17 protein-coding genes and 3 pseudogenes are annotated in these 18,905 nt (G+C 63.7%); 10 read left to right on the top strand and 10 right to left on the bottom strand.

Translation table 11 applies throughout. The features are described 5' to 3' along the window. Window positions 1–2: 2 nt before the first annotated feature. Window positions 3–1,817 (top strand): annotated as a pseudogene (ponA2, locus tag A5698_RS17425) (transglycosylase/D,D-transpeptidase PonA2); the annotation flags it as partial. Here the strand turns inward: ponA2 and A5698_RS30010 are convergent. The 3 genes and pseudogenes from A5698_RS30010 to A5698_RS29880 all read right to left on the bottom strand — a co-directional run. Then, window positions 1,775–1,987 (bottom strand): PASTA domain-containing protein, encoded by a 213-nt coding sequence (locus tag A5698_RS30010; protein ID WP_502688945.1) that lies wholly within the window; start codon window positions 1,985–1,987, stop codon window positions 1,775–1,777. The pseudogene ponA2 and the gene A5698_RS30010 sit on opposite strands and share 43 nt — an antisense overlap. Before the next feature lie 494 nt (window positions 1,988–2,481). Next, the gene (locus A5698_RS17415; protein ID WP_068299442.1) at window positions 2,482–2,733 is read right to left on the bottom strand and encodes a hypothetical protein; all 252 of its coding nucleotides are present in this window, start codon (window positions 2,731–2,733) and stop codon (window positions 2,482–2,484) included. Window positions 2,734–2,867: 134 nt separating this feature from the next. Next, window positions 2,868–2,996, bottom strand: a pseudogene (locus A5698_RS29880) (DUF2505 domain-containing protein); the annotation flags it as partial. A 414-nt stretch (window positions 2,997–3,410) separates the two neighbouring features. Here A5698_RS29880 and A5698_RS17405 point away from each other — a divergent pair. Then, window positions 3,411–3,650 (top strand): annotated as a pseudogene (locus A5698_RS17405) (cytochrome P450); the annotation flags it as partial. Next, a complete protein-coding gene (locus A5698_RS17400) occupies window positions 3,643–4,260 on the top strand; it encodes a TetR/AcrR family transcriptional regulator (RefSeq protein WP_068299430.1) in 618 nt (205 codons plus the stop codon). The pseudogene A5698_RS17405 and the gene A5698_RS17400, both read left to right, overlap by 8 nt. Before the next feature lie 210 nt (window positions 4,261–4,470). Here A5698_RS17400 and A5698_RS17395 read toward each other — a convergent pair whose 3' ends face one another. Further along, window positions 4,471–5,034, bottom strand: coding sequence for a TetR/AcrR family transcriptional regulator (locus A5698_RS17395; protein ID WP_068299425.1), 564 nt, complete (start codon window positions 5,032–5,034; stop codon window positions 4,471–4,473). Between the two features lie 192 nt (window positions 5,035–5,226). Between A5698_RS17395 and A5698_RS17390 the strand changes: the two genes are divergently transcribed. The 7 genes from A5698_RS17390 to A5698_RS17360 are packed head-to-tail and all read left to right on the top strand — an operon-like array spanning window position 5,227 to window position 14,011. Next, entirely contained in the window at window positions 5,227–6,441 is a 1,215-nt protein-coding gene (locus A5698_RS17390) for a cytochrome P450 (protein ID WP_068299422.1), read from the top strand. Window positions 6,442–6,484: 43 nt separating this feature from the next. Further along, the gene (locus A5698_RS17385) at window positions 6,485–7,684 is read left to right on the top strand and encodes an MCE family protein (protein WP_502688944.1); all 1,200 of its coding nucleotides are present in this window, start codon (window positions 6,485–6,487) and stop codon (window positions 7,682–7,684) included. Then, the gene (locus A5698_RS17380; protein WP_068299418.1) at window positions 7,684–8,715 is read left to right on the top strand and encodes an MCE family protein; all 1,032 of its coding nucleotides are present in this window, start codon (window positions 7,684–7,686) and stop codon (window positions 8,713–8,715) included. Before A5698_RS17385 ends, A5698_RS17380 begins: the two co-directional genes overlap by 1 nt. Further along, window positions 8,705–9,775, top strand: coding sequence for an MCE family protein (locus A5698_RS17375; protein ID WP_068299415.1), 1,071 nt, complete (start codon window positions 8,705–8,707; stop codon window positions 9,773–9,775). The genes A5698_RS17380 and A5698_RS17375 overlap by 11 nt, the downstream gene beginning before the upstream one ends. Further along, window positions 9,772–11,103, top strand: a complete 1,332-nt coding sequence (locus tag A5698_RS17370; RefSeq protein WP_068299410.1) for an MCE family protein — start codon at window positions 9,772–9,774, stop codon at window positions 11,101–11,103. The genes A5698_RS17375 and A5698_RS17370 overlap by 4 nt, the downstream gene beginning before the upstream one ends. After that, window positions 11,100–12,290 (top strand): MCE family protein, encoded by a 1,191-nt coding sequence (locus A5698_RS17365; RefSeq protein WP_068299407.1) that lies wholly within the window; start codon window positions 11,100–11,102, stop codon window positions 12,288–12,290. Before A5698_RS17370 ends, A5698_RS17365 begins: the two co-directional genes overlap by 4 nt. After that, window positions 12,290–14,011: an MCE family protein gene (locus A5698_RS17360; RefSeq protein ID WP_068299405.1), complete on the top strand. Its 1,722-nt coding sequence runs from the start codon at window positions 12,290–12,292 to the stop codon at window positions 14,009–14,011. Before A5698_RS17365 ends, A5698_RS17360 begins: the two co-directional genes overlap by 1 nt. A 16-nt stretch (window positions 14,012–14,027) precedes the next feature. On the opposite strand, the gene A5698_RS17355 is transcribed toward A5698_RS17360, so the two are convergent. From A5698_RS17355 to A5698_RS17330, 6 genes are all read right to left on the bottom strand, one after another. After that, window positions 14,028–14,438 carry a nuclear transport factor 2 family protein gene (locus tag A5698_RS17355; RefSeq protein WP_286144543.1) on the bottom strand — a complete coding sequence of 137 codons (411 nt, stop codon included), beginning with the start codon at window positions 14,436–14,438 and terminating at the stop codon, window positions 14,028–14,030. A gap of 31 nt (window positions 14,439–14,469) precedes the next feature. Then, window positions 14,470–15,645 (bottom strand): thiolase family protein, encoded by a 1,176-nt coding sequence (locus A5698_RS17350; protein ID WP_068299399.1) that lies wholly within the window; start codon window positions 15,643–15,645, stop codon window positions 14,470–14,472. Then, window positions 15,645–16,067, bottom strand: coding sequence for a Zn-ribbon domain-containing OB-fold protein (locus A5698_RS17345; protein ID WP_068299394.1), 423 nt, complete (start codon window positions 16,065–16,067; stop codon window positions 15,645–15,647). The genes A5698_RS17350 and A5698_RS17345 overlap by 1 nt, the downstream gene beginning before the upstream one ends. Beyond that, window positions 16,064–17,446 (bottom strand): aromatic ring-hydroxylating oxygenase subunit alpha, encoded by a 1,383-nt coding sequence (locus tag A5698_RS17340; RefSeq protein WP_068299496.1) that lies wholly within the window; start codon window positions 17,444–17,446, stop codon window positions 16,064–16,066. Before A5698_RS17340 ends, A5698_RS17345 begins: the two co-directional genes overlap by 4 nt. Before the next feature lie 15 nt (window positions 17,447–17,461). Next, entirely contained in the window at window positions 17,462–18,367 is a 906-nt protein-coding gene (locus tag A5698_RS17335; protein ID WP_068299392.1) for an SDR family NAD(P)-dependent oxidoreductase, read from the bottom strand. A gap of 68 nt (window positions 18,368–18,435) precedes the next feature. Beyond that, on the bottom strand, window positions 18,436–18,905 hold a 470-nt coding region (locus A5698_RS17330), incomplete at its 5' end, for an enoyl-CoA hydratase/isomerase family protein (RefSeq protein ID WP_231967436.1).

The raw sequence follows: 18,905 nt of genomic DNA, 5'->3' as shown, positions 1-18,905 counted from the left end.
ACATGCCGGAGCGCGAACCGGCCGGGGGGACGGTCATCAAGCTGGTTCTGTGCTGCACGCTGGCCGGGGTGCTGGCGGCAGCGCTGATGTTCCCGTTCGCGGGTGGATTCGGGCTGCTGTCAAACCGCGCCTCGGACATCGTCGCCAACGGTTCTGCGCAGCTGGTGGAGGAAGACGTCCCCCAGGTCACGACCATGGTCGATGCCGCGGGTAAGCCGATCGCGTGGCTGTACAGCCAGCGCAGGTTCGAGGTGCCCAGCGAGAAGATCGCCAACACCATGAAGCTGGCCATCGTCTCGATCGAGGACAAGCGCTTCGCCGAGCACGCGGGCGTCGATTGGCAAGGCACGCTGACCGGTCTGTCCGGTTATCTGTCGGGCAACCTCGACACCCGCGGCGGGTCAACGATCGAACAGCAGTACGTCAAGAACTTCCAGCTGTTGGTGACTGCCCAAACCAATGCCGAGCGGCGCGCCGCGGTCGAGCTGACGCCGGCGCGAAAGCTGCGTGAGATGCGGATGGCGCTGACGCTGGACAAGACGTTCACCAAGGCGGAGATCCTCACGCGCTACCTGAACCTCGTCGGTTTCGGCAACGGGGCTTTCGGGGTCCAGGACGCCGCGCAGACCTACTTCGGCATCAACGCATCGCAGTTGAACTGGCAGCAGGCCGCGCTGCTGGCCGGCCTCGTCCAGTCGCCGACCTCGCTGGACCCCTACGTCAACCCCCAAGGTGCCCTGCAGCGGCGGAACCTGGTGCTGGACACCATGATCGACCACCTGCCCCAGCATGCCGACGAGCTGCGATCGGCCAAGTCGTCACCCCTCGGGGTGCTACCACGCCCCAAGGAGCTCCCCGGCGGGTGCATCGCCGCTGGTGATCGCGGCTTCTTCTGTGAGTACGTGCTGGCGTATCTGGCCCATGCCGGAATCAACAAAGATCAGGTCGCCCGTGGGGGCTACCTGATCCGCACGACGCTCGACCCAGCGGTCCAGGCGTCGGTGAAACGGTCCATCGACAAGGTCGCGAGCCCCACGCTGGACGGAATCGCCGGCGTGATGAGCGTCATCAAGCCCGGAAAGGATTCTCACCGGGTCCTCGCGATGGCGAGCAACCGGACCTACGGCCTGAACAAGGACGCCGGGCAGACGGTGCAGCCTCAGCCGTTCTCACTCGTGGGCGACGGCGCCGGTTCGATCTTCAAGATCTTCACCACCTCCGCGGCACTCGAGATGGGCATGGGGATCAACGCTCAGTTGTCCGTACCCGGGAGCTTCCAGGCCCGAGGCTTGGGGAGCAGCGATACCCCCGGTTGCCCGAAAGAGACCTGGTGCGTGAAGAACGCCGGAAACTACCGCGGGTCGATGAACGTCACGGACGCGCTGGCCAGCTCACCCAACACGGCGTTCGCGAAGTTGATTCAGCAGGTGGGGGTGCCCCGTGCGGTCGACATGGCTGTTCGGCTTGGACTGCGCTCGTATGCCCTTCCGGGGACGGCCCGCGCGTACGACCGGGGAAGCAATGAGAGCCTGGCCGACTTCATCAAGAGGCAGAATGCGGGATCGTTCACCCTCGGCCCGTTCCAGCTCAACGGTCTCGAGTTGTCGAACGTGGCAGCGACGTTGGCTTCGGGCGGGGTGTGGTGCCCGCCGAACCCCATCGACAAGATCATCGACCGTCGCGGTGAGGAGGTGACCTTCACCGCGGAGAAGTGCGACCAGGCGGTGCCGGAGGGGTTGGCGAACACGATGGCGAACGCCCTGAGCAAGGATGATCAGGGCGGCGGTTCCTCTCGGCGCGGCGGCGGCGGAGGCGGTACGAACCCGGTGCTGGTGTTGATCGTGACGATTGACCCCGGGATGGTGCGGCCACTCGGCGTCGTCCCCACGACGGCGCCGTAGGGGGCCTCGCTGTTCACCGGCGTCGTCTTCTCGGCCACCTGGAACCCGGCGTCCTTGAGTCGCTGGCGGGCCTTGTCGACGTTCATGCCCGACACGTTGGGCACCTCGCTGCCGGGACCGCCTTCGACGTAGCGGGGATCGGTCGGCGGCAGGCGGACCTCGCCGAAACTCGTGGCGATCGGCTTCATCGCCTCGAACCAGATGCGCGCCGGCTCGTTACCGCCGTACAGGTCACCGCTGTAGCACTTGCGCAGCGGAAACGAGCAGATCTCGGACGGCGAGTTCGAGTCGTCGAAGATGTAGACGCTGCCCGCGTACTGATTGGTGAACCCTAGGAAGCCGGAGGACCTGTGGGATTCGGTCGTGCCGGTCTTACCCGACATCGGCAGGTCCCATTGCACCGAACCCGCCGCCCCGGCCGCGGTCCCGCCGCCCTGATCCGATGGTCATGCCGTTTCCCGGTCTACCGCCGTTCTTGATGGGGCCGCCGCCCCCACCGCCGGCTCCGCCACCGCCACCATTGCCGCCGCCACCTCCGCCGCCGGCGTGAGCCGACGGGTGGGGTTTCAGCTAGGCGGGACTATTCGGGCGTGAGTTGCTCGGAGTCGGCGAACAGAAGCGTGCCCTCGTCGAGCATCACCGCCCATCGACGGGCCGGATCCGCAATGTGGTTGGGCCCGATCTCGACGGCAACGGCCGTCATCTCGCCGAAGTCTTCCACGATGACACCGCGCGCCTCGGCATCTGTACCGGCGTTGACGCGAACGCGGACATCCACCGCCAGCTCCGAGTCGTGGCCTTGGTCTCGATCGTCGACGCTTTTCTTCGCCACCGTTCCCCTCCTGACGCCCGTCAAGGATTAGCGAGGAAGTCAGTGAACCACGACTGCCCGCGCCCGAGCACGGAATTCGGAAATTCCTTCAGTTTGCGGACGACTCCGTTCGCTTGGCGTTCGTCCGGCCGCCCTCAGGTGTGCTCGCGGGTCCACTCGGTTATAAAGCGCAGTGTCTCCGGAATCTGGTCGATCATCTGCCGACCGAGAGGACTCTCGAGTTTGCCCCCGACGAGTGGAACTTTCACTTGGACGGTTGCTGAGCATTCGAGGCGTTCCCGTTGCTCGACGGGGCGATCACTACGAAACTGCGGGCAGAGCCTGGCGCACCATGGGCCTTGACGCGAATTCTCCGCGCACTATTCCGTCGTGATCGACGGCCCACGTCTCGCTTTGAACGAGTTCTAGATCTCTGGGATAGAGCTTTCCAAAGGGAGGCGGCAGAACTGCGTCTTCAGCTCCTGGACGACTGTGGCGCGCACAGTCCAGCTCGCATCAACCTCGAATGAACGGAGTTCAACAACGTACGTCCTCATGAGGTGCCAACCGCGCCTCCCAATAGTCTCGCTCGCGGTAGACGGCATGTATCTGTTGAACGCTGACCGGAGATTCGACGATGCAGTCGAACGACTTTGGCATGCCAGAGAGGCTATCGTCATTCGGCGAAAAGAAAGATCGACCGTTTCGACATCACCCGAAAGGACGCACCGGCGATCTTGACGTTTGGGGGCGGAGTGCACTACTGCCTGGGTGCCAACCTCGCGCGGCTCGAGTTGGCGGAGGCGCTCGCGATCATGGCGCAACGCCTCCCGACGCTGCATCGGGTGGGACCGGCCCCGTGGAAGCCGGTGCTGGGCATGACCGGACCGACAAGCCTCCCCATGGAATTCGACGTCGACGCGGTGACGGGTGCGTAGCCACGGCTGGGCGGGCGCCACGCCCGCATCCGATGAGGAGGCGATCACCAGGATCCTTGACGCCGCAGACGAAGTCGTCGCCGAGCGGGGATCGTCCTTGCGGATCACGGACGTCGCGCGAAGGCTCGGCGTGACCCGACAGACCGTCTACCGCTATTTCCCCGGAACCGACGCGCTGCTGATCGCCAGCGCGATGCGATCCGCGGACGGCTTCATCGACCGGCTGGCCGAACATGTTGGCGATCAGAAGGATCCGGTTGCGGCGATGGTCGAATGCGTCGCCTATGCCGTCGAGCACTTGATTGGGGATCCCCAGTTCGAGAACTTGCTGACCGAACGCCGGGACGGCGGAATGATCACATCCCCGACCTCGGAAACCGCCTTGAGCTTCAGTCGGTCGATTCTGCACCGGTTCCACGTGGACTGGGAGCTACACGGCTTCGACGAGGCGTCACTGGATGAACTTGCCGAACTGGCGCTGCGGACGATGCATTCGCTGCTATTGGATCCCGGACAACCGCCACGAGACGGCGTCGCGTTGCGCCGCTTCATCGCCCGCTGGCTCGGACCCGCGATCCTCATGCCGCGCGTGGCGGCGGCGATCGCATAAAGCCGCGTCGCTCACGCGGCGTCGCTGCAGATTGCTGCTGCCCCTGTCAGGCAACGGACTCTTCAGGCAACTTTTGCGGACCACGTATTTGATGCGTAATCGCTGCCGCGCCAGACTACGCCCCGCGAACGGAAGAGTTCCTATCCGATTGGTAAGCGACCTCGTCCTGGCGGGCCACGCTTCTACGCGCGACCTCAACGGCAGGACGGTTCACTGCGAGCTAAGCTCGTCGCCGTACGGCGGACCGAGGAATCGCCGCAGCATCTGGTACTCAGCGTCGGGATCCTTCACGGGCCAACTCCAGAGCGCCAGAAAAACCCGAATCAGCCACTGCTCCGCGAGGGGGTCGGGATCCTCGAGTCCAAGCATCTCGGCGGCAAACCGCGCGATGACCTCAGACGTCGTCAGCCAGTCTGTTTCGGCGGGCGGATGGGCGGAGCGGAGCGCCTTGGTCAACGGGTCGGACCGGGCACGCTTCAACGCCAACGCGGTCGCCTCGACCGCCCTCTCCGCACCCTTGAGTCCGCGGATCGCTTCGCGCACTGTTTCGACGGTGCGGGCCGCGTGGATACCGACGACAGCGTCGCGGATCGCGGTCTTACCGCCGGCGTGCCGGTAGATCGTGGCCGGCGAGCAGTGCACCTCCGCGGCCAACGCATCGATGGTGAATGCCTCCCATCCACGCCTTGCGATCAGATTGGCGGCTGCGGCATGGATGCGCTTCGTTGCCTCGGAACCTCGGTCTTGACCGACCAACCAATCCGTACCGGCCATTCCGCGCGCCTCCCTCCGCTGGCAGCCTCGGGGCTCTATCTCTCAGGATGAGAAGAACAGCGCCGATTCTCTCATGCGATGCGCAGCTCAGGGGTCGTCCGTGAGAAGGTCTTGCCCGACCGCGCCGCGAGGAGCATGTCAACTTCCTTCGGCGCCGTTGACGGCCTCGGCCACAGGACCAACGCTAGGACCGTGGCGATCTTGGACGACCCTGCTCAATTCTTCGGAAATGCCGCCATTCAGGATCCATACCCGCTTTATGAGCAGATGCGGTCGGAAGCACCGGTGCACCGCATCGGCGAGTCCGATTTCTACGCGGTCTGCGGCTGGGACGCGCTCGTCGAGGCGACCAACCGGGTGGAGGATTTCTCCTCGAATCTCACCGCAACCGTGGTCTACGACCACAGCGGCGCGGTGAACCCGTTCCCGATGATGCCGCTCGGCGACCCGGCGCACGCGCTCGCCACCGCGGACGATCCGGCACACGCCGTGCATCGCAAGGTTCTGTTGCCGCACCTGTCGGCTCGGCGAGTCCAGGTGATCGAGGAGTTCGCCGAAGAGACCGCGCACCAGCTGTGGACGGAGTCGGTGAACGACGGGCGAATCGAATGGATGAGCGCCATAGCCAACCGGCTTCCGATGAAGGTGGTCGCTCAGCTGCTCGGCCTGCCCCACGATGATGTGGACAAACTCATCAGGCTGGGATACGCCACCACCACGCTGCTCGACGGGATCGTCACTCCGGAGCAGCTCGAAACCGCCGGTCTGGCGGCAATGGAACTGGGCGGCTACGTCCTGGACCACTTCGAAGCGGCGGCCAGCGATCCACAATCGGGACTGATCAGCGATCTCGCTGCGCGCTGCGCCTCCGGCGAGGTGGAACAGCCGGTCGCCTTGAGCATCATGCTCACGCTCTTCAGCGCCGCCGGCGAATCCACGGCCTCGCTGCTCGGCAGCGCCGCATGGATTCTCGTGAGCCAACCGGACATACAGAAACAGGTCCGCGAGGATCGCGACCTCCTGGTGCCCTTCATCGAGGAGACGCTGCGCTACGAGCCTCCATTCCGCGGCCACTATCGCCACGTCCTGCACGACACCACGCTGGGCGGCGTCGACCTACCCGCCAACTCACATCTGCTGCTGTTGTGGGGCGCAGCCAATCGCGATGCCGCGCAGTTCGATTCACCGCACGACTTCCGGCTCGACCGCGGCAGCGGCAAGGGCCACGTCACGTTCGGCAAGGGTGCTCATTTCTGCGTGGGCGCAGCCCTTGCCAGGCTGGAGGCCCGGATCGTCCTGCGCATGCTGCTCGAACGGACCGAATGGATCGAGGCTGTCGACGTCGGAGATTGGCTGACCAGCATTCTGGTCCGCAGATTGGAACGTCTGGAACTGGCAGTCCAATGACGACGGTTCAACCCCCGCCGAATCCTGCGCAGGATGCAGGGCGTTGATCAAGATCTACCGCAAGAGAGCGCTGCGGATAGCGGCGCTCATCATGGCCGCCATCTTCGCGGCGATCTCGTCGCTGACTTACCTCGCATACTCGGGGAGGTTCATTCCCGTCGACACCGTCACAGTGACCTCGGCACGTGCCGGGCTCGTGATGGACCGCGACGCCAAGGTCAAGTACCTGGGAATTGAAGTCGGAAAAGTGTCCTCGATCGAATACGACGGTGCACAGGCGCTACTGACACTCAAGATCCGCCGCGATCAGATGGAATACATCCCGTCCAACGTCACCGTCCGTATTGCGAGCAACACGGTATTCGGTGCGAAGTCCGTCGAGTTCCTGAGCCCGCAGACTCCCGACAAAATCCCACTTGCAGCCAATTCGCATCTGCGTGCCGCCGAGGTCGCCGTAGAAGCCAACACCCTCTTCGAAACGCTCGTCGACACTCTGAAGAAGATCGATCCAACCGAACTCAACGCGACGATGACGGCAATCGGCGAAGGGTTACGCGGAAACGGACGGGACATCGGGAGCACTATCTCGACGATCACCGACTACATGGGAACGTTCAACTCGCACCTGCCCACCCTGCAGGCGGATATCCAAAAGGTCGGCGACGTCGCCGATATCTATGCAGAAGCTGCGCCGGACATCCTGACCTTGTTCGATAACGCCGGTCCCCTCAGCGAGACCATCGTCGACCAACAGGAGAACCTGGCCACGACGTTGATGGCCTCGGCCGGACTGGGAAACAGCGCAGCGGATGTGCTCGGGCCCGCACAGAGCGACTTGACCGCCGCGGTCCAGCGATTGCGGGCCCCGTTGAAGGTCCTGGGCGACTATTCACCTCAATTAGGCTGCCTCCTAACCGGTTTGGCGACCACACTCAAAGAATTCACTCCCGCTTGGGGAGGCACCGTACCCGGGGTCTTCATGAATGCCTTCTTCATCCCAGGCGTGGCGCCGTACACGTACCCCGAGAGCCTTCCCATCGTCAACGCATCCGGCGGTCCCAATTGCCGGGGACTGCCGAATCTGCCCGGGAAGATGAAGAACGGATCGTGGTTCCGGCCGCCGTTTCTGGTGACGGACAACGCATATATTCCGTATCAGCCCAATACCGAACTCCAATTCGATCCGCTGTCAACCTTCCAGTTTCTGTTCAACGGCGCCTATGCCGAGCGAGATGACTACTGATGCCCAAGGACCGGCTCGGGCTGAAAGTTGCAGCATTCACCGTTGTGATGCTGCTCGTCCTCGGCCTTCTCGTAATGACCTTCGGAAAGTTCCGTTTCGGTTCAGCGGTGTCCTACCGTGCAGAGTTCGACTCCGTCTCACGCCTGAAGCCCGGCCAGGACGTGCGCGTGGCAGGCATTCCCGTCGGGTCCGTTACCGACATCGCCATCAACGGCGACCATGTCGACGTCGAGTTCGAGATCGACAAAGAGTATCGGATATACAGCTCGACCCGCGCGGCGATTCGATATGAGGACCTCGTCGGCAACCGCTACCTCGAAATCAGCACTGGCTCAGGGGAACTACGGCCGCTGGCGCCCGGCGGTACCATACCGCGCTCGCACACCGTACCAGCAGTGGATCTCGACGCTCTACTGGGCGGTTTGCGTCCGGTCCTAAAAGGCCTCGACGCGAGCAAGGTCAACGAGGTCAGCAACGCGATCATCGAATTACTCCAAGGCAACGGCGGCACCTTGGCCAAGGTCCTGTCGGAAACCGACTCGTTCACCCGGACGCTGGCGGGACGCGACCAGTTGATCGGTGATGTCATCGACAACCTCAACACCGTACTCACTTCGATCGATGACAAAGGGGCACAACTAGACACGAGTATCGATCAATTGCAGCAACTGACCACGACATTGTCGGCCGGGCGCGGCCCGATTGCGGGGGCGATCCAGCCGCTTGCCTCCGCGCAGGCCGACCTCACCGACCTGTTGATCTCGTCGCGGCGTCCGTTGCAGGGGGTGATCGAGCACGCGCGTCCGTTGGCGACCGTTCTTGATGATCGAAAAGAGGAGGTGAATGCCGTGATCGAGCCACTCGCCGAGAACTACCTGCGACTCAGCGCGCTCGGTCAGTACGGCGCGTTTTTCAACATCTTCTTCTGCGCAGTGAAGATCAAGATAAACGGTCCGGCAGGTAGCGACATCTTGATTCCGCTGCTCGGGCCGTCGGATCCGTCAAAGGGACGGTGCTCCGATGACGGTTGAGGAGCGGGGTGGCCGGAACCCGTTACGCACAGGCATTTTCGGAATCATTCTCGTGGTACTGCTGGTGCTCGTCTCATTCGGTTACTCCACACTGCCCTTCATGCCACAGGGAAAGGTCTACACCGCGTACTTCACAAACGCCGCCGGAGTCACCGGTGGTAGCGATGTGCAGATCTACGGTTACAACGTCGGCAAGGTGACCTCGGTCGACCTCGACCTGAGCGCCCGCGCCGCAAAGGTGCTTTTCACCGTCGACCGCGATCTACGCCTCGGCGACCAGACGCTGGTGGCCATCAAGACCGATACCATTCTCGGCCAACGGATTCTGGCGGTCACTCCGGGTGGCGCAGGTTCGGTCAACACCGTGCCGCTCGGACGCACGACGACCCCGTACACCTTGCCCGACGCGTTGCAGGACCTGGGCAACTCCGCAGCCGAGCTGGACACCGACGCCTTCGAAAGCGCGCTTGAAACTCTGACCGCGACGATGCGCGATGCCACCCCCCAGCTGCGCAGCGCGCTCGACGGCGTGGCGGCGCTCTCCCGCAGCATCAACGCCCGCGACGAAGACCTCGCCCAGTTGTTGACTCACACGAAATCGCTGTCCACCATCCTCGCCACTCGCTCACGCCAACTGAATCAGCTGATCACCGACGGTAATGAGCTGTTCGCCGAGCTCAGTGAACAGCGCACCGCGCTCGCCTCGCTCGTCGCGGGAATCGGCGATGTGTCGAGGCAGATATCGGGGTTCGTCGCGGACAACCGTCGTGAATTCGGTCCCGCACTGGTCAAGCTCAACCTCGTACTCGAGAATCTGAACGCCCGCCGCGCCCACCTCGACGAAGCGCTCAAACGGCTCCCTGCCTTTTCCACCACATTGGGTGAAGTTGTGGGATCCGGACCGGGCTTTTCCGTCAACATCTGGGGCGTGCCGACTCCTGCCGTTGCCGGCGTGCTGTTGGACACCTACTTCCAGCCGGGCAAGCTGCCCGACAGTCTGGCCGACATGCTTCGCGGATTCATTCGAGAGCGACTCGTGATCAGGCCGAGAACGCCATGACTACGCTCGGACTCAACCGCCCCCGAGGATGGCCTCGGGCTGTGCTCGCCACGGTACTGACCATGACGCTTGTCGCCGGGCTGTACACAGTGTGGCCGCGCACGCAGCAACGGAACATCACCGGCTTGTTCTCCTCGGCAGTGGGTTTGTACGTCGGCGACGAGGTGAAGGTCGCCGGAGTCCCCGTCGGCCGGGTCACCGGAATCGAACCAGGCCCGCAGCACACCAGGGTGGCAATGAGTGTCGACTCAAGGATTCCCGTTCCGGGCGATGCCGCCGCCCTGATAGTTTCGCCGAATCTGGTCTCCGCTCGGTTCGTGGAATTCGCGCCGATCTACGACGGCGGCCCGACCCTGTCCGACAACGCGGTCGTCGGACTCGATCGGACAGCGGTACCGATCGAATGGGATCAGGTCAAAGATGAGCTGACCAAATTGTCGGCACAACTTGGACCCAGACCAGGCTCGGCGCAGGGCCCACTGAGCGAGTTGATCAACCAAGCCGCAGATACTTTCGACGGTTCGGGCGAATCATTCAGGAGTGCGGTCCGTGAATTATCGCAAGTGGCAGGGCGTCTCGGGGATTCCCGTACCGACATCTTCGACACCGTGAAGAACCTGCGCATCGTCGTGGACGCCCTCTCGAAGAGCAATGAACAGATCGTGGCGTTCACGTCACATGTCGCCTCGGTCTCTCAGGTGCTCGCGGACAATTCCCGCGACATCGATCAAGCTCTCGGCTCACTGAACAGTGCGCTCTCCGACGTCCGGGGGCTGCTCAAGGACAACAACGATGCATTGATCGGCCAGATCGATCGGCTCGCCGACTTCACCAGTCTGCTCACCGAACGCAGCGACGACATCGAACAAGTTCTGCACCTCGCGCCGACGGCGCTAGCCAACTTCTACAACATCTACAATCCAGCCCAGGCCTCGCTGAACGGCATCGTGACACTGCCCAACTTCGGCAACCCAGTTCAGCTCATGTGCGCGGGGATGTTCGAGACCTCCGAGACGCCGGAGAATTACAAGCGCGCAGAGATCTGCCGCCAGCGAATGGCGCCGGTGGTCAAGCGGCTTCAGATGAACTATCCACCGTTCCTCTTCCGTCCAATCACCAGCATCACGGCGTACAAGGGGCAAATCATCTATGACACACCGCAAACGGAGGCGAAGGCGCAGACCCCGATTGCGCAACTTCAATGGCAACCGCTGCCCGGCGTGACCCCACCGTCCATTCCGCCCGAGGCCGATCTGAGTTCGCTCATGGTCCCGGACGCACCGATTGCGCCACACCAGCCGGACGGACAGACAGGAGCCGGCAGATGATCAACGTGCATCTCCGCAAATCGGCGCGGCAAGCGACGGCGATCGCATCACTCGCGGTGGCGCTCTCGGCATGCCAATTCAACGGGCTGAACTCACTGAACATGCCCGGCACCGCAGGTCACGGCGAAGGCTCGTTCACGGTATCTGTCGAGCTACCCGATATTTCGTCGCTGCCACAGAACTCCCCCGTCAAGGTGGACGACGTGACCGTCGGCAGTGTGTCGGGTGTCAAGCCCATGCAGCGTGACGACGGTACGTTCTATGCGCTGGTCCAGCTCTCCCTCGACGGCTCGGTGCATCTGCCCGCCAACGCCACCGCGACCGTCGCGCAAACATCGCTCCTGGGCTCGCGGCATTTGGAGCTGGCCGAGCCCATCTCCGAACGGCCCGTAGGCTCGCTGGGCCCGAATTCTCGGATCGGCATTGAAAAGGCCGGAAATTATCCGAGCACCGAAGATGTCCTGTCTTCGCTGGCCATCGTCGTCAACAACGGTAATCTTGGTGTACTGCAGGATATTACAGACGAGACGTATGCTGCCGTTGTCGGGCGCGCCGGTCAGTTCACCGCGTTCCTGCCACGGCTCGCCGAATTGGCCGCGGGGTTGGATGCCCAGGCCGGCGACATCGCTACGGCGATGGAGAAGGTCAACCACTTTGCAGGTCGACTCGCCGGCGGTACCGACAAGATCGAGCGGACACTGGAGGCACTCCCGTCGGCGACGCGGGTACTCAAGGACAACGGCCAGAGAATCGTCGATGCTTTCGCGGCCCTGAAGCGACTCGCGGACATCGCCGCCCCGCTGTTGGCTCAGACGAAAACGGATTTCGCCGCTGACCTCATCCACGCCTTCGCCGTGGTCAAGGCCCTCAGCGACAACGCCGAAACGCTCGTCGACGCATTGCCGATCCTGCCGGCATTTCCGATACCGCTCAACGACGGACTGAAGCGGGCGGTCAGGGGTGACTTCCTCAACGTCTTCGCGACGTTTGACCTCACCCTGCGGCGAATGGGCGAGAACTTCTTCACGACGAGCACGCTCGATCCCAACATGAAGCGCCTCTCCGAAGTCATCTCGGTACCCGATTACCTTGTCGGAGCGACATCGTCGTTGTCCGGGCAGGCTGCCGATCCCTTCAAAATCCCGCCCCTGAATCCTCCCGATCCACAGCCGGCCGGCCAACCCTGATGCTCACTCCACTCGTCCGCCTGCAACTGACCATCTTCTCCCTGGTCGCGCTCGTCAGCGTGTTCGTGATCGCAGTGTTCTACGTGCAGTTGCCGAAGGCGTTCGGCCTCGGGACCTACACCGTGACGGCCAACTTCGCGGCCAGTGGAGGTCTGTATCCCAATGCAAACGTCGCCTACCGCGGAACGACCGTCGGCAAGGTCAAATCCGTATCACTGACCCGTGACAACGATGTTCGGGTCGAGATGCGAATCGAGGACACTACGAAAATCCCCGACGACGTCGACGCCTACGTCAAGAGCGTGTCGGCGATCGGCGAGCTATACGTCGATCTTGTGCCGCCGCCGAACGCGTCGACGGATTCTCTGGAAAATGATGGGCACATCGACCGTGCTCGAACGCACATCAGCGGCGACATCGCCAGCCTGCTGCGCGACGCGCAAAGCCTGGTCGATTCGCTTGATCGAAGCCGGTTGCGCGACGTACTGAGGGAGGCATTCACCGCTTTCGACGGGTCAGGTCCCGAGCTCGCCCGGCTCATCGAATCGTCACGGTCGCTGATCGAAGAAGCCGACAACACGTCCAGCGAGACAATTCAACTCCTCGAACAATCTCAGCCGCTGCTCGACGCCCAGCGTGCGTCCGGGCAGCACATCAGATCGGTCGCAGATGGCCTGGCACGCCTCACGACTCATCTTCGTGAAGCCGACCCCCAGATACGCGCAGTTCTGCAGTCGGCCCCAGGCGCTGCCGACGAAGCGACCGCTCTCTTCGAAGGCATCCGTCCCACGTTTCCGGTGCTGGCTGCGAACCTCGCCAACGCCGGCCGTGTTGGCGTCATCTACCACAAGTCGATCGAACAGGTGCTGGTGATCATGCCGGCCCTTGCCGCGGCGGTCATCACAATCGCGAATCAGTACCCGGCAGACGAGGGCGCCAAAGCGGACTTCAAGCTGAATTTCGGTGATCCACCGCCCTGCATCACCGGGTTCGTACCTCCGTCCGACATACGCTCGCCCGCCGACACCACGCTTCGCGATGTCCCGAAAGACATGTACTGCAAGGTCCCGCAGAACGATCCAACAGTCGTTCGCGGCGCACGCAACTACCCCTGCCAGGAATTCCCCGGCAAAAGGGCGCCGACGGTGCAACTCTGCCGCGATCCGCGGGGTTATGTACCGTTGGGGAGCAACCCGTGGCGCGGACCGCCGGTGCCGGTGGGAACACCGGTGACCGATCCACGAATGACTCTGCCGCAGAACAAGTATCCGTACATTCCGCCGCAAGCGGACTACGATCCCGGGCCTCCCGCCGTGCAGCTTCCGCCAGGTGTGCCGCCCGGGCCGGGGCCGGCGCTCACCGCGCCGTATCCGACGCAGGTCCCGCCTGTGACCCCCGGACCACCTCCACCGCCTCTACCATTTCAGCCGCCGCCTGACCAGGTGATCCCGCCATACGTCCGGCCGTCTGCGCCACCCACTCCTGCAAATCCTGGCGGCACAACGCCACCCGCGAGCGAGAACACACCGTTGCCGGCTGAGGCCGGATTGTCGAGAACAAGCCAACCACAGGCGGGCCGTGCCGCCGTGACAACCTACGATCCGACAACCGGTCGGTTTCTCGACCCGTATTCCGGAATCAGCCTGTACGCCAGTGGCTCATCTCGAACATCCACAGCAGAGAACTGGGTGGACCTCATGACCTACCCCCGCCTCGGTTGACGTCAGCGAGACCCCATCAGTCGACATCGATGAGAAGGTGGGTCAGCCGAAGTTCCGCGATACGCCACACCCCGTCGCGCCGGACCCATCGGTCGTGGTAATGACCGTAGGCAGTCAACCCCGTCCCGTTGTTCCACTTCACTCGCTCTTGAGCCGCCCAGATCACGCGGGCCCCATCCTCATCGAGGTGAAACTCCGGGCTGTGCACCTGATGGACCGTGACCGCATCTGTCACAGACGCCTGCACTGCCGCAAGCGTGGCGTCGCGTCCGATGATCGGCGGCACGTCGTCGCCGGCGCCCAAATCGAACACGATGTCTTCGGTCATCAGCTCAGCCAATCCGGCCCAGTCCTTGGTGTCCATCAGCCGGCAATATCTCGATTTGGCCTGCTCCAGCTCGAAACAAGTCTGTAGGTCGATGTGCAAAGTGGCTCCTCTACATTGACGAGTGCATGCCTCAGGCCGGTCGGAGCAGCATGGCTGTCGTTCCGCTGTTGGCGGCCCCGACTCCGACCGCCGCCAGTGCAGCGTCGGCAACCTGTCGCTCTCCCGCTTCGCCGCGGACCTGTAGACACGCCTCGTGCAGGTGGCCGAACCCATGCAGTCGTCCACCGGACAGTTGGCCGCCAGCGGTGTTGATGGGCAGGGCGCCACCAAGCGAGATACGCGCGGAGTCGGCGACGAACTCACCCGACTCGCCCACCTTGCAGAAGCCGAAATCTTCCAACCAACACAGCACGAACACGCTGAACCCGTCGTACAACGAGGCGTAATCGACGTCGCCCACAGTGAAATCCGTTCGGTCCCAAATCGTGGACCACCGCGAGCTGATCCGCGTGATGTCCTCCCCACCCTCCCATGTGAACCGGTCGTGATGGGCACAGTCGAGGGCCTCCACCGTGACCGCTGGGTGATCGAGGGCATGTGCGTGCTCGGTGCGCGAGACCACGAACGCTGTTGCGCCGTCACAGGCGATGTCACAGTCGTACATGCACAACGGCTCGGACACCATGCGCGCGTTCAGGTAAGTCTGCAGATCCAATGGGTCGGTGTAGATCGCCGACGGGTTCCTCCGCGCGTTGGCGCGTTCGACGATCGCAACAGAGGCGAGTTGTTCGCGCGTCAGCCCGTAGCGGATCATCCTGGCTCGGACCTGCATCGCGGCGAGATTGGCGGCGGTGACGCCAAAAGGCAACTGCCATCCCATCATTCCGGCCGGGCGGCCGCCGCGCGCCCCGTAGCCCTGGCGACGCCCTGAGCCCTGGGCCGTGCCCTCCCAGATGCTGCGCCAGCACAGCACATGGTTGGCGAGGCCACCCGCAACGGCGAGCATCGCGTCGACCACAGCACCCAACTGTCCGGGCGATTCCACTCCTCCTGCCACCCAATTCGGTTTGATGCCGAGGGCGTCGTGGATATCGCGCAGAGAAGCGCCGGAGAACCCCGGGCCGGCCTGCGACGCCCCCGGGTACGTGGTCAGCCCGTCGATGTCGGCGAGCGTGAGTCCTGCGTCTTCGACGGCGGCCAGGCAGGCGTCGGCGGTGAGCCGCAGTGCATCCCGACCCAGTCGCCTGCCGATAGCGGATTGACCGATGCCACTGATGATGACGTCGTCGGTGAGCGGCGAGGCCATCAGAGATCCGGTTCGAACAGCGGTACGAACACGTCGTCGTCACCGTCACTGCGTGGGTCGAACGTGACGCGCACCGGTAAGCCCGCGGTGACATCGTCGGGCTCGACGTTCACGAGGTTCGTCAGGACTCGGACGCACTCGTCCTCGACGGGTGTGACGAACGCGATGATGTACGGCGGCGGAAAACTCGGGAAGAACGGGTGTTGATTCACAGTCCACGTCTCGACGCGTCCCCGGCCGCTGAGCGCGACGTATCCGAGCTCGCCGTGGTCATGCGGGCAGCGCACGGCCGGTGGGTGAACCAGACGCTCGCAACTCGAACAGCGCTGCAGACGAAACCGCCCGTCGGCGCCCGAAGTCCAGTACGGCCGATTCACCTCCGACAGCAGCGGAATCGGCTGATCCGGTGTGGTCTCGCTCACCGCTCGTCGACGCCGAAGATGAACCGGTCCGCGATCGCGTGCTCGTTGCGGATCGACATCTCCTGAGCGGTGTTCAGCCAGAGGCCGTCGAAGCCCTTTGAGTGCATGCCCGCATGGATGGCGCCGATGTTCTTCAGGTCCTGAGTCGGCAACTCTCCCCAGCCGTCATGGTCCTGCCAGCGATCGAATTCCTGCCAACCGGCTTCGGGCACTTCGCCGGGTGCGAAGTGCTCGAGCGAGAACATCTCGAACGTGCACCTGTTCGGATCGTCGGCGTCGGGCAGCATCCGGTACCCGAGCAGACACGATTTCTCGACGAGGATCACGAGCGTGGGAAAGATGTGCCAGTCGCCGTTACCGGCGAAATACTCCTCCATCGACATCCGCGGGAAATCGACACCGTCGGCCAGCGCCAGTTCCTCACACATCTTGTGGTAGAGGACAAATGGCGGAGTTTCACTGGGCTCCATCGTGGCCAGCTGCTGCGCGGCGCGATAGTCGCGCTCGGTGACCAGCGCGTTCACCCCGAGGAAGTTGTACTGCATAGCGTTGGCGAACACCTCCGGCCGCGAGGACTGCTTCCGGCGAACACTGTCACGCTCGGCCGTCTCCGGCCGCTGTGTGTAGATGAACCGCGAGTGGTTGCGGTAGGCGATCGTCGGCGTGTACGGCGCGTAGACGTACTCCTGAGGCTGTGCCGGTTCGGTGCTCGGCCGGGGACCCTGAGCGGCCCGCAACGTCTGCGGGTGTGTGCCCGGCGTGTGGTAGCCCTCGATGAAGGCATCGATGACGGTCTTGTAGTTGGCCGGCAGAAACGTCCGCTTACGCCAGCGGTAACGCATGTCCTGCAGGCGAAACGGCGCCAGTGCAGTAGGCAGCGGGTCCAGCCACGACAGGAGGTCAGGCGGGTCGTCGGCCATGCTGATGAACACCCAGCCACCCCATGTACCCACGTTGACGGGTTTCAGCCCCCACTGATCCCGCGGCCGGGAGGCGAACTCCTCTCTGCACGGGACGAACGACGAACGGCCGTCGAGCGCGTAGCGCCACCCATGGAACTCACACCGCAGATCCCCCTCGACAGCCGTGCCGGTCCCCCGCACGATCTTCATCCCCCGATGCGCGCACGCGTTGTAGAACGCCTTGATGCTGCGATCCTTCTGGCGCACAACGACGATCGACTGCCGACCGATGGTGTACTCGTAATAGGAGCCCGGGTCGGGGATCTCTTCCTCGCGGCACGCGGCCTGCCAAACCCGGGTGAACAGCCTGTCGAGTTCGAGCTGGAGGAATTCCGGGTCGAGGTAACGGGTCTTCGGGACGAACGTTTCCCCACACGCATACTTCTCCGGCACTCGCCGGGTCGCCACGTCGGTCATCGTCACCTCTTCTCGTCAGCCGGCAGGCGGCTTGTCGAAGATATTGGGCCACAGGATCGCCTCTTTGAATGACGTTTCGATCTCGGCGAACGCGCTGGGGATGTCCCACGTTCCCGTGGCCGAGACGATTTCGCGCTCGATCACCGGATTCGACATCAAACTGATCCGGCCGTTCCCGGCGAAGATCACGCGGCGATTCAGCCAATCCGACTGCACGCTCGCCAGATACGCCACCGGCGGCACGCAGTTCTTCGGCGACAACCGCACATTCGAATCGGAGTAGTCCATGCTGCCACCGCCCTTGATGCCCTGCGTCATTCGCGTTCCGGCGATCGGAGCGATCGCATTCGACGTGACACCGTAGTTGCGCAGGGCGTTGGCGCAGGAGAACGTGAGGCCGACGATGCCCATCTTCGCCGCCGCATAGTTCGGCTGGCTCGGGGCGCCCTGCAAACCGGACATCGACGTGAAGTTGATCAACCGGTACTGGCCGCCGCGGTTCTCCCGCCACCATCCGGCCGCGTGTCGGCTGATGTTGAACGTCCCCTTCAGGTGGACGGCGACGACGGCATCCCAGTCCTCCTCGCTCATCTTGAAGACCATGCCGTCGCGCAGAATGCCCGCGGCGTTCACCACTACGTCGAGCCCGCCGAGGGTGTCGGCGGCGCGGCCGATCAAGTCGGCGCAGGCGCAGAAGTCCGTGATGTCGGTGGTGTCGGAGAAGGCCTTGCCACCCTGTGCGTTGATGGCCGCAGCCACCGCCTCTGCCGGCCCAGGGTCACGACCGGTGCCATCGACTCCCACACCTGCGTCGGAGACCAGGACGGTCGCTCCTTCTGTCGCCAGTCCCTCGGCCACGGCAGCTCCGATACCGCGACCCGCGCCGGTGACCAGCGCCGTCCGTCCGTCCAGTGCACCCATACCCGCTCCTTAACAAGCGCTCTCCGGCATCATACAAGACAGCAGAACATTATGTGTATATCTGTACACTAGTCGAAACCCCATTCCGAGTATCGGCGCTCTAGCTCCGCAAGTGCCTCCCGGCCGCCTCTGGACGCCCGCTCCTTCATGAAGTTGAACTCGTCCTCACGCCAGGACAAGTTGCTGAACACGCTGTGCGCCATGGGAACCCAGTCGCCGAACTGCGCCATGCCGACCGCGTGCCAGAACGTGATGAGTGCGTGCTTGCCGACCATCAGCCCGTCCGCCGAATGGTGGGCGATGGCGCGGGCATACCGCAGCGCCTCGTCGTGCAGCCGTTCGGCGGGAACCACCGACGCGGCGACTCCCCACTCGCGCAGCTCGGCGGCGGGGACCCTGTGCCCCGTGATCATGGCCTCATAACCGCGGTTCGGCCCGAGCTTGAGCAGGGCCAGCGGCATCGCGGTCGAGAATCCGGCGAAGCCGATACGGGCCTGCGGGCGCGCCAGGTACATGTCGTCCGCGACGACCAGGATGT

The sequence above is a fragment of the Mycobacterium sp. E136 genome (genome assembly GCF_001666865.1).
GTDB lineage: Bacteria > Actinomycetota > Actinomycetes > Mycobacteriales > Mycobacteriaceae > Mycobacterium.
Note: the sequence above shows the minus strand (reverse complement) of the source record. Positions and strands in the feature narration are given on the sequence as shown.

Coding starts and splice junctions, on each gene's coding strand:
- A5698_RS30010 (WP_502688945.1), bottom strand. CDS start 1,987: ATGAACGTCGACAAGGCCCGCCAGCGACTCAAGGACGCCGGGTTCCAG.
- A5698_RS17395 (WP_068299425.1), bottom strand. CDS start 5,034: ATGGCCGGTACGGATTGGTTGGTCGGTCAAGACCGAGGTTCCGAGGCA.
- A5698_RS17380 (WP_068299418.1), top strand. CDS start 7,684: ATGCCCAAGGACCGGCTCGGGCTGAAAGTTGCAGCATTCACCGTTGTG.
- A5698_RS17375 (WP_068299415.1), top strand. CDS start 8,705: ATGACGGTTGAGGAGCGGGGTGGCCGGAACCCGTTACGCACAGGCATT.
- A5698_RS17370 (WP_068299410.1), top strand. CDS start 9,772: ATGACTACGCTCGGACTCAACCGCCCCCGAGGATGGCCTCGGGCTGTG.
- A5698_RS17365 (WP_068299407.1), top strand. CDS start 11,100: ATGATCAACGTGCATCTCCGCAAATCGGCGCGGCAAGCGACGGCGATC.
- A5698_RS17360 (WP_068299405.1), top strand. CDS start 12,290: ATGCTCACTCCACTCGTCCGCCTGCAACTGACCATCTTCTCCCTGGTC.
- A5698_RS17350 (WP_068299399.1), bottom strand. CDS start 15,645: ATGGCCTCGCCGCTCACCGACGACGTCATCATCAGTGGCATCGGTCAA.
- A5698_RS17340 (WP_068299496.1), bottom strand. CDS start 17,446: ATGACCGACGTGGCGACCCGGCGAGTGCCGGAGAAGTATGCGTGTGGG.
- A5698_RS17335 (WP_068299392.1), bottom strand. CDS start 18,367: ATGGGTGCACTGGACGGACGGACGGCGCTGGTCACCGGCGCGGGTCGC.